Source organism: Pseudomonas sp. M20, from assembly GCF_045037865.1.
Taxonomy (GTDB): Bacteria; Pseudomonadota; Gammaproteobacteria; order Pseudomonadales; family Pseudomonadaceae; genus Aquipseudomonas.
Genome location: NZ_CP173611.1, coordinates 5,450,044 through 5,467,288, shown reverse-complemented (window position 1 = coordinate 5,467,288; position 17,245 = coordinate 5,450,044). Strand labels below are relative to the sequence as shown.

The window sequence follows — 17,245 nt, the reverse complement described above, 5'->3', positions numbered from 1 at the left end:
CAGCCTGCGGCAGCTCCTACAGGAAAACATGGGGGACGAACGGGCGAACGTTGAACCCTGTTCTAAGCTCACAGTCGTATCGTCACTTGCACGTTCGTACACAGGAAGGAGTCTGCATGGCGAGTCCCGGTTTGAAAACAGCGGTCATGCTGAGTCTGTTCACTTTGCTGACCGCATGCGGCGAGAAAAAAGCTCCTGAGGAATACCTGCCCAGGGTCTTCGTACAGGAAGTGAACCCCACGGATTACGCGGCTGCGGTGACATTGACCGGTGACGTGCAGGCGCGCGTGCAGACTGAACTGTCGTTCCGCGTCGGCGGTAAGATCATTCAGCGCATGGTCGATGTCGGTGACCGGGTTACGGCCAAACAGGTGCTGGCCAAACTCGACCCCAAGGATTTGCAGACTAACGTCGATTCCGCCCAGGCCCAGGTCGTCGCCGAACAAGCGCGGGTCAAACAGAGCGCCGCGGCGTTCGTGCGCCAGCAAAAACTCCTGCCCAAGGGCTACACCAGCCAGAGCGAGTACGATTCCGCCCAAGCCGCGTTGCGCAGCAGCCAAAGCGCCTTGAGCGCGGCGCAGGCGCAATTGGCCAACGCCAAGGACCAGCTTAGCTACACCGCGCTGATTGCCGATGCCCCGGGCGTGATCACCGAGCGTCAGGCCGAAGTCGGCCAAGTGGTGCAGGCCACCGCGCCGATTTTCAGTCTGGCCCGCGACGGCGACCGTGACGCGGTGTTCAACGTCTACGAATCGCTGCTGGCCGAGCGTCCTGCGGATCCCTCGATCGTCGTCAGTCTGCTCGATAACCCTGCCATCAAAACCACCGGCACGGTGCGTGAAATCACCCCGGCGGTGTCGGCGCAGTCCGGCACGGTGCAAGTCAAAGTCAGCCTCGACAGCCTGCCCCAAGGGATGCAGTTGGGCTCGGTGGTCAGCGCTACCGCCAAGGGCAGCGGCAAGTCAGCAGTCGAATTGCCATGGTCGGCGCTGACGAAAAACATCAGTGATCCGGCGGTGTGGATGGTCGACGATAAAGGTGAAGCGCAGTTGCACAACGTGACCGTCGGCCGCTACCTGATCGGCAAGGTCATCATCAGCGAAGGCCTCAAGGGCGGGGAGAAAGTCATTGTCGCCGGTGGGCAGTTGCTGCATCCCGGCATGAAAGTCGAAATCGCTGAAAACACCTACAAGGATCTGCAACCGGGAGCACAGCCATGAAGCGTCTGGGGCTGTTGTCCGTGGGTGTGTTGCTGGCGGCCTGCTCAAAAAGCGAGCCACCTCCGGAGCCGGTACGTCCGGTGTTATCGGTCAAGGTTCAGGCATTGAGCGAGGAAAGCCTGGGGCGTTTCGCCGGCAGCATCCAGGCGCGTTATGAAAGCAACACCGGTTTCCGCGTCGGTGGCCGCATCGCCAGCCGCAACGTCGATGTCGGAACCGAAGTGCAAAAGGGCACGCTGCTCGCCACCGTCGATCCGTCTGATCAGCAGAACCAATTGCGTTCGGCCCAGGGCGACCTGGCCAGGGTTCAGGCGCAACTGATCAATGCCCAGGCCAATGCCCGCCGTCAGCAGGCGCTGTTCGATCGTGGCGTAGGGGCGCAGGCCCAACTGGACATCGCCACCACGGACTTGAAAACCACCCAGGCCTCGCTGGACCAGGCACGGGCGGCGGTCAATCAAAGCAAGGACCAGCTCGGCTATACCGAACTGCGTTCCGACCATAAAGCCGTGGTCACCGCGTGGAACGCCGAAGCTGGGCAAGTGGTGACGGCGGGCCAGCAGGTCGTGACTCTGGCGCAACCGGACATCAAGGAAGCGGTGATCGATCTGCCGGACACCCTGGTCGATCAGATTCCCTCCGACGTGGTGTTTCTGGTGGCCGGGCAACTCGATCCGAGCATCAACACCAGGGCAACCCTTCGCGAGATCGAACCGCAGGCGCAAAGCGCCACGCGTACTCGTCGGGCACGCCTGACGCTGGCCGAGACACCGGACGGGTTCCGCCTCGGCACGGCGATCAGCGTGACCCTCAGTTCGGCGATCAAACCGCGCATCGAATTGCCGGCTACCGCTTTGCAGGAGGTCGACGGCAAACCACGGATCTGGGTCATCGACACTCAGAGCAAAACCGTCAACCCTCGCGACGTCAGCGTGATCAGCCGCACCGACAGCAGCGTAGTGCTCGCGGGCGGCGTGAAGAACGGCGAGCGCGTGGTCAGCGCCGGCGTCAACAGCCTCAAACCCGGACAATCGGTAAAACTTGACGAGGACAGTCAATGAAAGGCTCTTTCAACCTCTCCGAATGGGCCCTCAAGCATCAGTCATTCGTCTGGTACCTGATGTTCGTCGCGTTGCTGATGGGCGTGTTCTCGTACTTCAATCTGGGCCGCGAAGAAGATCCGTCGTTCACCATCAAGACCATGGTGATCCAGACCAAATGGCCGGGCGCGACCCAGGAAGAAACCCTCGCGCAGGTCACCGACCGCATCGAGAAAAAACTCGAAGAGCTCGACTCCCTCGACTACGTGAAAAGTTACACGCGCCCTGGCGAATCGACGGTGTACGTGTACTTGCGCGACACCACCAGTGCCAAGGACATCCCGGAAATCTGGTACCAGGTGCGCAAGAAGATCGACGACATTCGCGGGCAGTTCCCCCAAGGTATTCAAGGGCCCGGGTTCAACGACGAGTTCGGTGATGTGTTCGGCTCGGTCTACGCCTTCACCGCCGACGGCCTGACCATGCGCCAGTTGCGCGATTACGTAGAACAGGCGCGGGCCGAGATCCGCAATGTGCCGGGGCTGGGCAAGATCGAAATGATCGGCCAGCAGGACGAAGTGATTTATCTGAACTTCTCTACCCGCAAACTGGCGGCGTTGGGTATCGATCAGCGTCAGGTTGTGCAGAGCCTGCAATCGCAGAACGCCGTGACCCCGGCCGGTGTGATCGAGGCCGGCCCCGAGCGGATTTCCGTGCGCACTTCCGGGCAGTTCGCCTCGGAGAAAGATCTGGCCGAGGTCAATCTCAAGCTCAACGACCGTTTCTATCGCTTGGCTGACATCGCCGACATCACTCGCGGTTACACCGATCCGGCTACTCCGGAGTTCCGCTTTGACGGCAAACCGGCCATCGGTCTGGCGATTGCCATGCAGAAGGGCGGCAACGTTCAGGCGTTCGGCAAGGCGTTGCACCAGCGCATCGATGAACTGACCGCAGACTTGCCGGTTGGCGTGGGTGTGCACACCGTGTCCGATCAGGCGGTGGTGGTGGAAGAAGCGGTCGGTGGCTTTACCAGTGCCCTGTTCGAGGCGGTGATCATCGTGCTGGTGGTCAGCTTCATCAGCCTCGGCGTGCGCGCCGGCCTGGTGGTGGCGTGCTCGATTCCGCTGGTGCTGGCGATGGTGTTTGTGTTCATGGAATACAGTGGCATCACCATGCAGCGGATTTCTCTCGGCGCACTGATCATCGCCCTCGGCCTGTTGGTGGACGACGCGATGATCACCGTGGAGATGATGGTCACGCGCCTGGAAATGGGCGAGACCCGCGAGCAGGCCGCGACGTTCGCCTACACCTCGACGGCGTTCCCGATGCTCACCGGTACGCTGGTGACCGTCGCGGGTTTTGTGCCCATCGGCCTCAATGCCAGCTCCGCCGGTGAGTACACCTTCACACTGTTCGCGGTGATTGCAGTGGCGATGCTGGTTTCGTGGGTGGTGGCGGTGTTCTTCGCTCCGGTGATCGGCGTGCACATTCTCAGCGCCAACGTGAAACCCCATGAGGCCGAGCCGGGCCGCGTCGGGCGTGCGTTCAATGGCGGTCTGTTGTGGGCGATGCGCAATCGCTGGTGGGCGATCGGTATCACCGTGCTGCTGTTTGCCCTGTCGATTTTTTGCATGCGCTTTGTGCAGAACCAGTTCTTCCCGGCATCGGACCGCCCGGAAATTCTCGTCGATCTCAACCTGCCACAAAACGCCTCCATCGACGAAACACGCAAGGCCGTCGACAAGCTGGAAGAAACCCTCAAAGGCGACCCGGACATCGTGCGCTGGAGTACCTACATCGGTCAGGGCGCGATCCGTTTCTACCTGCCGCTCGACCAGCAATTGCAAAACCCGTACTACGCACAACTGGTGATCGTCAGCAAAGACTTCGAGGCCCGTGAGGCATTGAGTCAGCGTCTGCGCGAGCGCTTGCACAAGGACTTCGTCGGCATCGGCAGTTACGTCCAGGCGCTGGAAATGGGCCCGCCGGTGGGGCGGCCGATCCAGTACCGGGTCAGTGGCAAGGACATCGATCAAGTGCGCAAGCACGCCATCGATCTGGCCACCGAACTGGACAAGAACCCGCACATCGGCGAGATCATTTACGACTGGAACGAGCCGGGCAAAGTCCTGCGCATCGACATCGCCCAGGACAAGGCACGCCAACTCGGGCTGTCGTCCGAAGACGTGGCGAACCTGATGAACAGCATCGTCAGCGGCGCGCCTCTGACCCAGGTCAACGACGACATCTACCTGATCAATGTGGTCGGCCGGGCGGTGAATTCGGAGCGTGGTACGCCGGAAACCCTGCAGAATCTGCAGATTGTGACGCCCAACGGCACATCGATTCCGTTACTGGCGTTCGCCACTGTGCGCTATGAGCTGGAACAGCCGCTGGTGTGGCGTCGCGACCGCTTGCCGACCATCACCATCAAGGCCTCGGTGCGCGACGAGATCCAGCCGACCGATCTGGTGAAACTGCTCAAGCCGTCGATTGATGCCTTCGCTGACAAACTGCCAGTGGGCTACAAGGTCGCCACCGGCGGTACGGTCGAGGAAAGCGGCAAGGCCCAGGGACCGATCGCCAAGGTCTTGCCGTTGATGCTGTTTTTGATGGCGACCTTCCTGATGATCCAGTTGCACAGCGTGCAGAAGATGTTCCTCGTCGCCAGTGTCGCGCCGCTGGGACTGATCGGCGTGGTGCTGGCGCTGGTGCCGACCGGCACACCGATGGGCTTCGTGGCGATTCTGGGGATTCTGGCGCTGATCGGCATCATCATTCGTAACTCGGTGATTCTGGTGACGCAGATCGATGAGTTCGAGAAGAAGGGCTATGCGCCGTGGGATGCGGTAGTCGAGGCGACTGAGCATCGGCGCCGACCGATCCTGCTGACCGCAGCGGCGGCAAGCATGGGCATGATCCCGATTGCCCGCGAAGTGTTCTGGGGGCCGATGGCGTACGCGATGATTGGCGGGATTGTGGTCGCGACGTTGCTGACGCTGCTGTTCCTGCCGGCGCTGTATGTGGCCTGGTACAAGATTCGCGAACCGAAGAAGGACGCTTCGTCATCGACCCACTGAGGGAGCTTGTTACACCTTTGGGAACGGTCTGACTTACAACCGTGATGCATTGCGTTACCGTCCTTCCTCCATGTGGAGGAGGGACGCCTGATGTCGACGGTCACTTGCTGGCTGCGCCAACTGCTGTTAGTGGCCGGCCTGTGCCTGTCGCCCTCATCGCTGGCCGACATCCTTTTGGTGAACCCGCTGTGGCGCGTACAGCTCGACCCCGCAACCCTCGCCGTGCGAGTCACCCCGGCCAACGGCGCGACTGTGCAGGCCTCGACGGGCGTCGCTGCGCACAGGATCAGCAACCTGGTGCAACGTGACAATCGTGTCGACTGGCAATGGGACGATGGCGCCTGGTCAATCAGCGTTGATCTCGATCAACGTGACCTGAACTTCTCGATCACCGCACGCGCCCCGGCTGAACTTGAGTTCTTGCGCCAGCCCGGCAATGCCATGGGCAAGGGCCTGATCTGGCCCTTGGCCGAGGGGCATTATGTGCCGCGCGGCGATCCGGTGTGGCAGACGTTTCTGGTGAGTCAAGGGGTGCTCAATGCCACTCAGGATATGAGTCTGCCGATCTGGGGTGTCGAGCATGAGGGATTCAGTCTCAACTGGTTGCTGACCAACCCCTACAACAAGCAACTGCTGTTCAGCGCTGAGGGCGATACGCTCGCGTTGTCGGTGCGGCATCAATTCACCTCACTCAAGCCGTCGACAGCGCTGACGTTCAGCCTGTTTCTGGGTGACGCCGAGCCGCTGGCCGGTGCCAAGCGCTATCGACAATGGTTGATCGACACCGGTCGTCACGAAAGCCTGAGCCGCAAGCTTGAGAAAACACCGGCGTCGCGAAAGCTGTTGGGCGCCAGTCATGTCTACCTGTGGGGTAACGATCTGCTGGGGCAAAAGGATGTGCGGAACTGGCCGGCGTTGCTTGGCAAGTTGCGCGGCCAGAGCCAGCTTGCCGGTGCTTTGCGAGGCGCGATGGAGCGTGAGGCCTTGCAGCTGCTCGCCCACCAAACGGTGCTCAATCGTTATCAGCAAGGTGTGCTGCTGCGCAGCCTCAATCGGGCGCTGAACACTCAGGCGCGCAAAACCTGGCAAGCCCGCGCGGTGCCGGACATGCAGGCACTGGTCAACGGCTACGCCGCTCTGCGCGGGCAATTGTCCCGCGAATTCGCCGGTGCCGTCACAGCCAATCCCGAGCAATGGGGCAACACCTTGTCGCTGGATACCATTGAGCAATTGCAAAACGCCGGGCTGTCGCGCTTGTGGCTGGGTCTTGGCGAGGGATGGGAGGGCGGGCTCTGGCATCCCGAGGCGGTTCGAGCAGGCGTGCAGGCCGGTTATCTGCTTGCGCCGTATGATTCTTACGAGACGGCGCTGAGTCGGGATGAGAATCCGGACTGGACCACCGCGCATCTGGGTGACACGGCTTACCGCGAGTGCGCCATCGTGCTGGAAAATCGCACGATGAAAAGCGGCTTTCAGCAATCGGGTCATTACACCGACCCGCGTTGCGTGCGCCCTCTACTGGAGAAACGAGTCAAAGCGGTCAGCGCCGCCGCCGGTTTCAACAGCTGGTTTCTCGATGCCTACGCCACAGGCATGTTGTTCGACAGCTACCGCGCGGACGCCCCCATGACGCAGGCGCAGAATGCCGAGGGCAACGTCGCGGCGTCGCGCTGGATCAACGAAACGCTGCAATTGCCCAGCGGCTCCGAGGATGGCAATGCGACAACGGCTCAAGGCGTGCTGTTCGCCCATGGCATGCAGACACCGGTGATCGGTTGGGGCGATGCCGACATGAGTAAAAAACCGGATTCCGAATACTTTGTCGGCAAGTGGTTTCCGCCGGAGCAACCGGCCCTGTTCTTCAAATCCGTGCCAATAAAGGAACCGTTGCGGCGCATTCACTTTGATCCGGCCAGCCGTGTGCCGCTTTATCAAGCGGTGTTCCACGGTTCGCTCATCACCACTCATCACTGGTTGTTCGACAGCCTTAAACCGAGCAACACAAGGGTGGAGAACGAACTGACGCAATTGCTCTACAACGTGCCGCCGCTGTACCACCTGAGTGCGGCAACGCTGGCGCAGCGACTGCCGCTGATGGCCCGTCAGGACGCATTCTTCCGTCCGCTGCATGAGCGCCTGGCGACGCAGGCGCTGACTGGTTTCCAATGGCTGAGCGAAGATCGGCAGGTGCAGCAGACTTCATTTGAAGACGGCACTCGGCTGCTGGCCAACTTCGATCCAGCCCAGCGTGAAGTGGACGGCCAGACCTTGCCCGGCGAGAGCATCACTGTGCTGCTGCCGGAAGGTACCGTCAGCCACTACCGGGGGCAGGCAACTCTCTGACTCAGCCTTTGCGCCAGACGCTGGCCAACCACGGCTGCTGCTCGCGCGGCAGGCCGGCGGGACGGAAGTAGTGTTCCAGTTCGACGAATCCGGCGCGGGCAAGCAGCCCGCGCCAAGCCTCAAGATCGTGATACGAACCATACCGCGGCCCGTTCCAGCCCTCACGATTATCCCCACGTGGATTGGAGCTGAACAACACGCCACCTGGTTTCAACGCACCGTGCAATTGCTTCAATACCCGTGGCAATTCCTGCAACGGCACATGAAACAGCACCGCATTGGCAAAGATCCCGTCGAAGCGTTCAGCCGGCAGATCGAGCTTCAGAAAGTCCTGTTGCAGCACCTCGCAACCACTGTCCTCACGGGCCATTCGCGCGAACTCTTGGGAACCGTCCAGCCCGACGGCGATGTGACCCATACGCGTAAACGTCTGCAAGTCCCGCCCCGGCCCGCAGCCGAAATCCAGAACCGTGAACGGCGCCACACCTTGAATATGCCGCAGCAACGCATCGATGTTCTGGCTGACATCGTGGTCGCGGGTGCCTTCACGAAAGTCTTCGGCCACCGAGTTGTAGTGGCCGAGGGTGGTGGCGGTGATCTGTTCGAGATCGGTGGGGGTCTGCTTCATGGTGGGGATACGCGGGCAATTGGGGTTTGCCGAATATACGCCATGAAGCGGGGCTGCTGCGCAACCCATCGCGAGCAGGCTCACTCCTACATTTGAAATGCGTTCCCCTGTAGGAGTGAGCCTGCTCGCGATAGCGGTTGTGAAGTTGCTACATGAGCCCGGCCCGGCTCAGCGCTTGTTCAATCCCCGCGCCAAGCGGTCCCCACCCAACTGAATCACCGCCACCAACGCCACCAGCAACACAATCACCGTCAGCATGATCTGGCTGTCAAAGCGTTGATACCCATAGCGGTAGGCGATATCCCCCAACCCGCCAGCGCCAATCGCCCCGGCCATCGCGGAAGAGTTGATCATCGTCACCAATGTGATAGTGAACCCGCCGACAATCCCCGGCAGCGCCTCCGGCAACAGCACATGCCAGACAATGTGCCAACGCCGGCAACCCATCGCCTGCGCGGCTTCGATCAAGCCATGATCAACCTCGCGCAGACTCACTTCGGCAATCCGCGCAAAGAACGGAGTTGCCGCAATCGTCAGTGGCACAACGGCGGCCCACACGCCGTAGGTGGTGCCGACAATCAACCGGGTAAACGGAATCAGCGCGACCATCAGAATCAGAAACGGGATCGAGCGGAACAGGTTAACGAACGCGCCCAGAGCACGGTTGAGTACCGGCGCTTCATAGATCCCGCCCTTGTCGCTGGTGACCAGAATCACCGCCATGGGAATCCCCACCAGCAACGCGATCAGCGAGGACACACCGACCATCAGGAACGTGTCGATAAAGCCCTGCAACAAGCGATCAAACCACATAACCCACTACCTCCACTCGCTGCGCCCACGGTGCGGCGCGCTCGCGCAATTGTTCGGCGCTGAGCGCTGAGCCGCTGACGGCCAATAACAGTTGCCCCAATGCATGACCCTGAATCCGTTCTACGCCGCCCTGCAGCAACTTAACCCGGCCACCTAGTGCCGCGAACAGTGCCGCCAGATCCGGCTCATCACTGGCGCTGCCGGTGAACTGCAAGCGCAGCACCACAGCGGCGTCGGAGGATGGCGGCTGCGCGTGCAAGCGGCTCTGCAATTCCTCCGGCAACGCGTGTTGCAGCGGTGCAAGCAAGGTTTGGCTGACCTCGTGCTGCGGATTGCCGAACACTTCCCAGACCGGGCCTTGTTCGACCACCCGACCGTGCTCAAGCACGACAACGCGGTCGCAGATTTCGCGGATTACCGCCATCTCGTGAGTGATCAGAACGATGGTCAGGCCCAGGCGTTTATTGATTTCGCGCAGCAGGCCGAGGATCGACTGGGTGGTCTCCGGGTCGAGCGCCGAGGTCGCTTCGTCGCAAAGCAAAATATCCGGGTCATGCACCAACGCGCGGGCGATGCCGACACGCTGTTTCTGCCCACCGGAGAGTTGCGCCGGATAGGCCTTGTGCTTTTCCTGCAGGCCAACCAGTTCGAGCAGTTCGCGCACCTTTTTCTCGCGCTGTTCTTTCGGAACACCCGCTACTTTCAGCGGCAGTTCGACGTTCTGCCAAACAGTCTTGGCCGACATCAGATTGAAGTGCTGGAAGATCATGCCGATGCGTCGGCGCAAAGCGACGAGACGGTCTTCATCGAACTCGCCGATGTCGACCTGATCGATCAGCACTCGCCCCGAGGTCGGTTGTTCCAGGCGATTGATCGTACGGATCAGCGACGACTTGCCGGCGCCGCTGCGGCCGATGATGCCGAACACTTCGCCGCGCTGAATCGCCAGATCGATGCCTTGCAGCGCCGCGACCGGGCCTTGACGGCCGTTGTAGGTTTTACCCAAGCCGATGAAACGTACGTGGGCGCGATTCAACTCGGGGTGCAGCTCGGTTTTTTCAGCATTGTGTGGCTCTGGAATCTCCAGTCGCCGTTGGATCGCGGCCGTCATGCTCAGCTTTCCCAACCGGCTTGATACAGCTTGCCGTGGGCTTTATCCAGCGCCGCACGAACGACCGGCGAATGCTGGTAAATGTCGACGAATTTGATCAGGCGCGGATCGGTTTTGCTCTTCGGCTGGATGACGAACTGAATCACGTATTCCTTGTGGTCGAGACCGTCGAACAGCAGTGCCGAACCGGCATCGAAGGTCTTCGCCAGACGAATGTAGGCCGGGTAACCCTGGACCAGATCAGCGTCGTCGTAGGCGCGCACCAGTTGCACTGCTTCGACCTGGAGGATTTTGATTTTCTTCGGATTTGCGACGATATCGTCTTCTGTAGCCTTGTAGCCGACGCCCGGTTTCAGCGTGATCAAACCGGCCTTGGCCAGCAGTTGCAGACCGCGACCGCTGTTGATCGGATCATTGGCGATGGCGACGCTGGCGCCTTCTGGCAGCTGATCGAAGCTTTTGTATTTTTTCGAGTAGAGGCCGACGTTGTTGATGATCCCCGGGGCGAATGGCACCAGATCAAAACCCGACGCGGCTTTGGCGTTCTCCAGGAACGGGATGTGCTGGAAGTAGTTCACGTCGATGTCGCCGGCGGCGAGGCTGACGTTCGGTGCGATCCAGTCAGTGAATTCCACCAGTTCGACTTTCAGACCCTGTTTGGAGGCCTCTTCGACGGCGGCTTCCAGCGGGATGGCGAAGGCGGCGGTGGTGCCGATTTTCAGGGGGGCGTCGGCGGCGAAAACGGCCGAGCTGAACAGGCCGAGGGCCAGGGCCAGTGCTTTGACTGGGTGGGACAGGCGTTTTTTGGTCATGTGAGTTTTCCAGTCAGTGCATAAATTTGTGGTGTATTGGATGGCCTCATCGCGAGCAGGCTCGCTCCCACAGGGGAAATGCATTCCAAATGTGGGAGCGAGCCTGCTCGCGAAGCTTTTAGCGGCGAAATGCGGAACCCGTATGTTGCTCAGGTAGCTGCGCTTCACCTTGAAACAGCTTCTCGCGCAAGCTGCCACTGTCGTACGCAGTCTTGTACGACCCGCGCCGCTGCAGCTCCGGAATCACCAGCTCAATAAAATCGACATAGCTCTCCGGCGTAACAATCCGCGTCAGGTTGAAGCCATCAAGGCCGGTCTCGGCGATCCATGACTCCAGCTCATCCGCTACTTGTTCAGGCGAACCGACCACGGTGATGTAACGTCCACCGAGGGCGTGCTGTTCAAGCAGCTTGCGCCGGGTCCAGTCGTTGTTCTGCAGGTTCTTGGTAGCCGACTGAATGGCGTTGCTCTTCACGTACTGGATCGGTTCGTCGATTTCGTACAGGGAAAAGTCGATGCCGGTGGAGGCGGAAAAATGCGCCACGCCGGCCTCGGCGCTGGCGTAGCTCAGGTATTCGGCGTGCTTGGCCCATGCGGCCTCTTCGGTCGCGCCGACTATGACGTTGAGGCCCATGAACACCTTGATGTCCTCGGGGTTGCGTCCCGCTTCGACGGCACTGGCGCGCACCTTGTCGACCTGAACTCTGGTCGACGGTTTATTCTGGCCGCTGATGAATACACACTCGGCGTGACGCCCGGCGAAGAGCAAGCCGCGATCGGAACTGCCGGCCTGAAACAGCACCGGCGTGCGTTGTGGCGAAGGTTCACAAAGGTGATAACCCTCGACCTGATAAAACTCGCCCTTGTGCTCGACCTTGTGCACTTTTTCCGGGTTAGCGTAGATCCGCTGCTCGCGGTCGTTGAGTACGGCGCCGTTTTCCCAACTGCCTTCCCAAAGTTTGTAGAGCACTTCCAGGTACTCGTCGGCCTGGTCATAGCGGCGGTCATGTTCCACCTGTTCGCTGAGGCCCATGGCTTTGGCGGCGCTATCGAGATAACCGGTGACGATGTTCCAGCCCACGCGACCACGGCTCAGATGATCGAGCGTGGACATGCGCCGGGCGAACAGATACGGCGGTTCGTAGGTGAGGTTGGCGGTCAGGCCGAACCCCAGATTTTTGGTCACGGCAGCCATGGCTGAAACCAGCAACAACGGGTCGTTGACCGGCAACTGGATCGACTCTTTCAGCGGGACGTCGACCGAGTTCTGATAGACGTCATACACACCGACGATGTCGGCAATGAACAAGCCGTCGAACAGCCCGCGCTCAAGCAATTGCGCCAGTTCGGTCCAGTATTCGAGGGTGTTGTAGCGCGTTGAGGTGTCGCGCGGATGCGTCCACAAGCCGTGGTTGATGTGGCCGATGCAGTTCATGTTGAACGCATTGAGCAGGATCTTCTTTTTCGCCGCGCTCATCAGATCGTCCCTCGCAACGGAGGGTTTTCGTCATTGAGGTAGTAGTTGCCCACCGCGTGATATTTCCAGCGCACCGGGTCGTGCAAGGTGTGCACGCGGGCGTTGCGCCAATGACGGTCGAGGCCGTGCTCGATCAGCGTGGCCTGGCTGCCGGCCAGTTCGAACAATGTGCTGCCAGCGGTGAGGGAAATTTCAGTGCTGATCGCGCGGGCTTCGGCGACGGCAATCGATGCGGCGGCGACAGTTTCTGCATTGGTCTCGGCTTGTGCGGCGTCGAGGAATTCGCCGGCACGTTCGAGCAAGGCTTCGGTGGCGTGCAAGCGAATGCTCAAGTGGCCGAAGCTCTTCAACGTCAGCGGGTCTTCGGTGGCTTTGTCGTTGCCGGAATCGATCCACGGGCGCGTCTTGCTGCGTACGAAGTGCAGGGCGTCTTCGTAAGCGGCGCGGGCGATGCCGGTGTCGATGGCGGCGTGAAGGATCTGCGCCAGCGGGCCGACGGTGGTTGGACGTTCAAAGGCGCTTTGAAACGGCAGCACGTCTTCAGCCGCGACGTACACGTCTTCGAACACCACCGAACCGCTGCCGGTGGTGCGTTGACCGAAGCCGCTCCAGTCGTCGATCACGGTCAGGCCTTTGCTGTCGCGGGGGACGAAGGCCAGTTGCTGCACGCCGTTTTCATCAACTACTGAGGCCGGAATGCGCTGCGCGTAAATCGCGCCGGTCGCATAGAACTTGCGACCGTTGATGCGATAGCCGTCACCGTCGCGTTTGAGACTGGTGACGCGGTCGTGAGCGGTTTTTGTGCCCAGTTCAGCCAGGGCATTACCGAAGCGCTGGCCGGCGAGCACTTCACCATACAGCCGTTGTTTTTGCGCATGGCTGCCGTTTACGCGCAGCACTTCCAATGCATAAAAATGGTTCTGCGGAATCTGTCCGAGCGAGCCGTCGGCCTGGGCGATCAGGGCAATGACTTTGGCCAACGTCACGTTGGAAACGCCAGCGCCGCCGTACTCCTTGGGCACGCTGATGCCCCACAGACCGGAGCGGGAAAATACCTCGAGCTCCGGCAGTGGCAAGCGTCGCTCACGGTCGCGCAGGGCGCTGTCGCGTTTGAAGTCTTCGGCCAGATCGCTGGCGACGATCAGGGCTTGCTCATCGCTGGTGATGACCGCGACGTGATGGGAAAGCGTCATGTTTTTCTCCAGATGTCTGGTCGTCTCAGATCCAGGAATGGCGAGCCGGTAAAGTGCCGTTGAGGCGATAGGCGCCGACCGCGTGATATTTCCAGCGCACCGGGTCATGCAACGTGTGCACGCGGGCGTTGCGCCAGTGCCGGTCGAGATTGAATTCGGCGAGGGTCGCGCGGCTACCGGCCAGTTCGAACAGCTTTTCGCTGGCGAGCAAAGAAATTTCGGTGGTCAGTACTTTCGCTTCGGCCACGGCGATCGAAGCGCGGGCGGCGGATTCGGCAGTGAGCGGTGCAGCGTGCACTTGATCGAGAACTTGCCCGGCCTTGCGCAGCAGCGCTTCGGCGGCGTGCAGTTCGATTTTCAGTTTGCCGATGTCGGCGATCACATAGAGGTCATCGCTGGCGCGATCAACCTTGGCGTCGATCCAAGGCCGCGCGCGGGTTTTGACGAACTCAATGGCGTCATCAATGGCGCCACGGGCGATGCCGGCGTCGATCGCGGCTTGAATCAGTTGCGATACCGCGCCTTGGGTGTTCGGGGTTTCGTTGATCTTCCAGTTGTCGACCACCAGGCTCGACTCTACGCGCACGTTGTTCAGCAGAATCGTACCGCTGGCGGTGGTGCGCTGACCGAACCCTGACCAGTCGTCAACGATGCGCAGCCCCGGCGTGCCGCGGCGGACGAAGGCCAGCACTTGCTTGCCGTCATCGTTGAGCGCTTTGACCGCAACCCAGTGCGCAAACAGCGCGCCGGTGGAGTAAAACTTCTGGCCATTGATCACGTAATCGTCGCCGTCGGCTGTGATCCGCGCTTTCAATTCCAGGGTGTTTTTTGTGCCGCGTTCCGGGCCGGCATTGCCGATCCGCCAGCCTTCCAGAACGCTCTGGAACAGCTGTTTTTTTTGCGCTTCGGTGGCGCTGCCGAGCACCAGATTGATGATGCCGAACTGGTTTTGTGGAATCTGTCCCAGCGCCGGATCAGCGGCGGAAATGATCGCGAACACCTCGGCCAGGGTGACGAATGAAACCTGCGGGCCACCGTATTCGCGCGGGATGGCGATGCTGCCTAAACCACTGCGGGTGAACTGTTCGATTTCCGACCATGGCAGCTTGCGCTGACGATCGCGTTTGGCGGCCTGCACGCGGGCGACTAGCGCCAGCTCATGGGCGGCCTTGATGGCTTGGGCGTCGTTGCGCAAAACCTGCGCGGGCAACAACAACGGGGCGATGTCCAGATCCGACTGGACGTTTGCGTCTGCCAGACTGGACATCAGTGCCGCTCCTTGGCTGCACGCAATGCCCTGGCGATCTGCACTGGGGTGATTGTGTTCCGGACCATACTACCTACCTCACATCTCATGAAAAACGCCGCAAAATTGCGGCGAACGAAAGAATGTCCGGTGGTCCGGTTCATATACCCTAAGCGTGTATAAATATTAAATAAACTAACTTTTAGGAATATGCATAGAAGGGGTGATGATCGGGTTGGTTAAGAATTTTCGGGTAAGGGTGTAGGGGCCCCTTACCCGCTGAAGAGGATCAATCTTTACGTGATTCGGCAGCCATGAGTTCTGGCTTGAAGGGGACTTTCAGATAAGGGTTTGCACAGCCGATCTTCAATGTACGCGGTGGTGCCCAGCGTGAGTTATTGCCCACCCGATCGAGAATGCAATACGTCACATCCAACCGCAGATCCTCACCCGCTTCGACAATCACCGATGGCGGTACCCAGACCTGAATCGGTAACCCGATATCCGCTGGCGTGATCGGCGCCAGATCCATGCGCACATCACCCCAGCGCAAGGTAATGGCGTCGTCCTCGGCCATGTTCAGATACGGTTCGATGGTCAGTGGCACGCCGCGTTTGATCTGGTTCGGGTTCACGCCCTGACGGCGAATGGCGTCGGGGATAGCCACGGGGGCCAACTGCTGGTTTTCGTCGCCGCTGAGCACTGAAGGTTGCCCGCCGGGACAGTCCAGTTTGACCTGCACACGCGTTGTCGCCGATAACGCCGGGCCCTGACCGACCTGCATCACCCGATAGTGAATGCGTGCGGTGCCGTTGGCGATGAAACTCTCGGGCACCCGCAGGCTGACGGCCATGCCGACGTCGTCCCCCGTCAGCACCCTGGAGGCGACATAGCATTTGTTCCAAAACAGCTCGATGAGGTCTCCGCTATCCATATCGGGATAGGGCGACACCTCGACCAACAGATGGGCGGCGGCGGTCAGATTAATGCCGGTTTTTTGCGCTGGCGCCAGGGTCGGCGCTGCCAGTTCGGGGGTGTGCGAAGTGCGGGTCATCGATTTCTCTCCTTGAAGCCTTGCAGCGAAGTCCGTTTCTGAAAGAACAAAAGGCGTGAATAAACCGGCAATAAAACTTTGAACTTTTATTCAAGTTGAATACGGAGTTATTAAACTAAGTGATACCGGTTGCTGACTAGATAAGAGTGTGCGGCGTGGGGTGTCAATAGAGGAGGTTAGTTAATCCGTGAATTACGAATTAATCAGAAGTTTCCTACGTTGATGCAGCCAAATGCCTAAGTGCTTAGGAGAAAAGGGCCACGGAACTCAGGGCTTTTTGGCATTTTTCACGTAGATTTATTTGAACGCTGTCGTGCCGGATGGCGCGGGTTTCGGGCGGGCATTATCTGTTGCAGAACTTATATATGCACTGCTTCGGATATATTTTGTCTAGGTCGGACGACGGGTTGGGGTGGAAGTTTTATAAAGGTAACTTCCATCCGTGGAAGTTGCCGGTGACGCCATGAAAGTTCTCAGGCGTGATTCAGAAACTTACTGAGGAACTGCTGCGTGCGTTGTTCTTTCGGATTGGCAAACAATGCTTTGGCTTCGCCTTGCTCGACGATCACGCCCTTGTCGAAGAACACCACACGGTTGGCCACGTCGCGGGCAAACCCCATTTCGTGGGTGACGATCACCATGGTGCGTTTCTCTTCGGCGAGGCCACGAATGGTCGCCAGCACCTCGCCGACCAGTTCCGGGTCGAGGGCCGAAGTCGGTTCGTCGAAGAGAATCACTTCCGGCTCCATCGCCAGCGCTCTGGCTATCGCCACGCGCTGTTGCTGACCACCGGAGAGACGACGCGGATAAGCGTCTTCCTTACCGGCGAGTCCGACCTTGGCCAGCAGCTTCTTGCCCAGAGCAACCGCCTCTTCGCGCGGTATCTTCTTGACCACGATCGGGCCTTCGATGACGTTCTCAAGCGCCGTGCGATGGGGGAACAGGTTGAAGTTCTGGAAGACGAAGCCAACGTGCTGGCGCAGGTTGCGCACCAGACTCTGCTGCTGATTCAGCGGGCGGCTGGTATCGATTTCGATATCGCCGACCTTGATCCGGCCGCTGGTGGGTTGTTCAAGGAAATTCAGGCAGCGCAGGAACGTCGTTTTCCCCGAACCGCTTGGGCCGATGATCGCGACGACTTCGCCTTCCTTGACCTCCAGGTCGATGCCGTTGAGCACGACCTGACCCTTGAATTGCTTGGTCAGTTTTTCCACGACAATCATCG

General features: G+C 60.0%; 13 protein-coding genes. 4 read left to right on the top strand and 9 right to left on the bottom strand.

All coding sequences use genetic code 11. The annotated features are described in order from the left end of the window. The first annotated feature begins 116 nt into the window (after window positions 1–116). The 4 genes from ACI514_RS24220 (at window position 117) to ACI514_RS24205 (ending at window position 7,686) form a co-directional block, all read left to right on the top strand. Window positions 117–1,220, top strand: a complete 1,104-nt coding sequence (locus ACI514_RS24220) for an efflux RND transporter periplasmic adaptor subunit (RefSeq protein ID WP_405122525.1) — start codon at window positions 117–119, stop codon at window positions 1,218–1,220. Further along, complete coding sequence (locus ACI514_RS24215; RefSeq protein ID WP_405122524.1) at window positions 1,217–2,281, top strand: efflux RND transporter periplasmic adaptor subunit; 1,065 nt, start codon at window positions 1,217–1,219, stop codon at window positions 2,279–2,281. The genes ACI514_RS24220 and ACI514_RS24215 overlap by 4 nt, the downstream gene beginning before the upstream one ends. Then, window positions 2,278–5,343, top strand: a complete 3,066-nt coding sequence (locus tag ACI514_RS24210; protein ID WP_405122523.1) for an efflux RND transporter permease subunit — start codon at window positions 2,278–2,280, stop codon at window positions 5,341–5,343. Before ACI514_RS24215 ends, ACI514_RS24210 begins: the two co-directional genes overlap by 4 nt. A 90-nt stretch (window positions 5,344–5,433) precedes the next feature. Continuing rightward, window positions 5,434–7,686: a glycoside hydrolase gene (locus ACI514_RS24205; RefSeq protein WP_405122522.1), complete on the top strand. Its 2,253-nt coding sequence runs from the start codon at window positions 5,434–5,436 to the stop codon at window positions 7,684–7,686. 1 nt (window position 7,687) lies between these two features. Here ACI514_RS24205 and ACI514_RS24200 read toward each other — a convergent pair whose 3' ends face one another. The 9 genes from ACI514_RS24200 to tcyN form a co-directional block, all read right to left on the bottom strand. Next, window positions 7,688–8,314, bottom strand: a complete 627-nt coding sequence (locus ACI514_RS24200) for a bifunctional 2-polyprenyl-6-hydroxyphenol methylase/3-demethylubiquinol 3-O-methyltransferase UbiG (RefSeq protein WP_160054722.1) — start codon at window positions 8,312–8,314, stop codon at window positions 7,688–7,690. Window positions 8,315–8,482: 168 nt separating this feature from the next. Further along, complete coding sequence (locus ACI514_RS24195) at window positions 8,483–9,127, bottom strand: methionine ABC transporter permease (RefSeq protein WP_034151854.1); 645 nt, start codon at window positions 9,125–9,127, stop codon at window positions 8,483–8,485. Then, on the bottom strand, window positions 9,117–10,238 hold the full coding sequence (locus tag ACI514_RS24190) for a methionine ABC transporter ATP-binding protein (protein ID WP_405122521.1): 1,122 nt from the start codon (window positions 10,236–10,238) through the stop codon (window positions 9,117–9,119). Before ACI514_RS24190 ends, ACI514_RS24195 begins: the two co-directional genes overlap by 11 nt. A gap of 2 nt (window positions 10,239–10,240) precedes the next feature. Next, window positions 10,241–11,050 (bottom strand): MetQ/NlpA family ABC transporter substrate-binding protein, encoded by an 810-nt coding sequence (locus ACI514_RS24185; protein ID WP_160054728.1) that lies wholly within the window; start codon window positions 11,048–11,050, stop codon window positions 10,241–10,243. A 118-nt stretch (window positions 11,051–11,168) separates the two neighbouring features. Further along, window positions 11,169–12,527: an LLM class flavin-dependent oxidoreductase gene (locus ACI514_RS24180; RefSeq protein ID WP_405122520.1), complete on the bottom strand. Its 1,359-nt coding sequence runs from the start codon at window positions 12,525–12,527 to the stop codon at window positions 11,169–11,171. Beyond that, a complete protein-coding gene (locus ACI514_RS24175; protein WP_405122519.1) occupies window positions 12,527–13,720 on the bottom strand; it encodes an SfnB family sulfur acquisition oxidoreductase in 1,194 nt (397 codons plus the stop codon). Before ACI514_RS24175 ends, ACI514_RS24180 begins: the two co-directional genes overlap by 1 nt. 25 nt (window positions 13,721–13,745) lie before the next feature. Continuing rightward, the gene (locus tag ACI514_RS24170) at window positions 13,746–14,987 is read right to left on the bottom strand and encodes an SfnB family sulfur acquisition oxidoreductase (RefSeq protein WP_160054733.1); all 1,242 of its coding nucleotides are present in this window, start codon (window positions 14,985–14,987) and stop codon (window positions 13,746–13,748) included. A gap of 268 nt (window positions 14,988–15,255) precedes the next feature. Then, window positions 15,256–16,020: a hypothetical protein gene (locus ACI514_RS24165; RefSeq protein WP_160054735.1), complete on the bottom strand. Its 765-nt coding sequence runs from the start codon at window positions 16,018–16,020 to the stop codon at window positions 15,256–15,258. Window positions 16,021–16,493: 473 nt separating this feature from the next. Continuing rightward, window positions 16,494–17,243 (bottom strand): L-cystine ABC transporter ATP-binding protein TcyN, encoded by a 750-nt coding sequence (gene tcyN / locus ACI514_RS24160; RefSeq protein WP_077570187.1) that lies wholly within the window; start codon window positions 17,241–17,243, stop codon window positions 16,494–16,496. Between the last annotated feature and the right edge of the window lie 2 nt (window positions 17,244–17,245).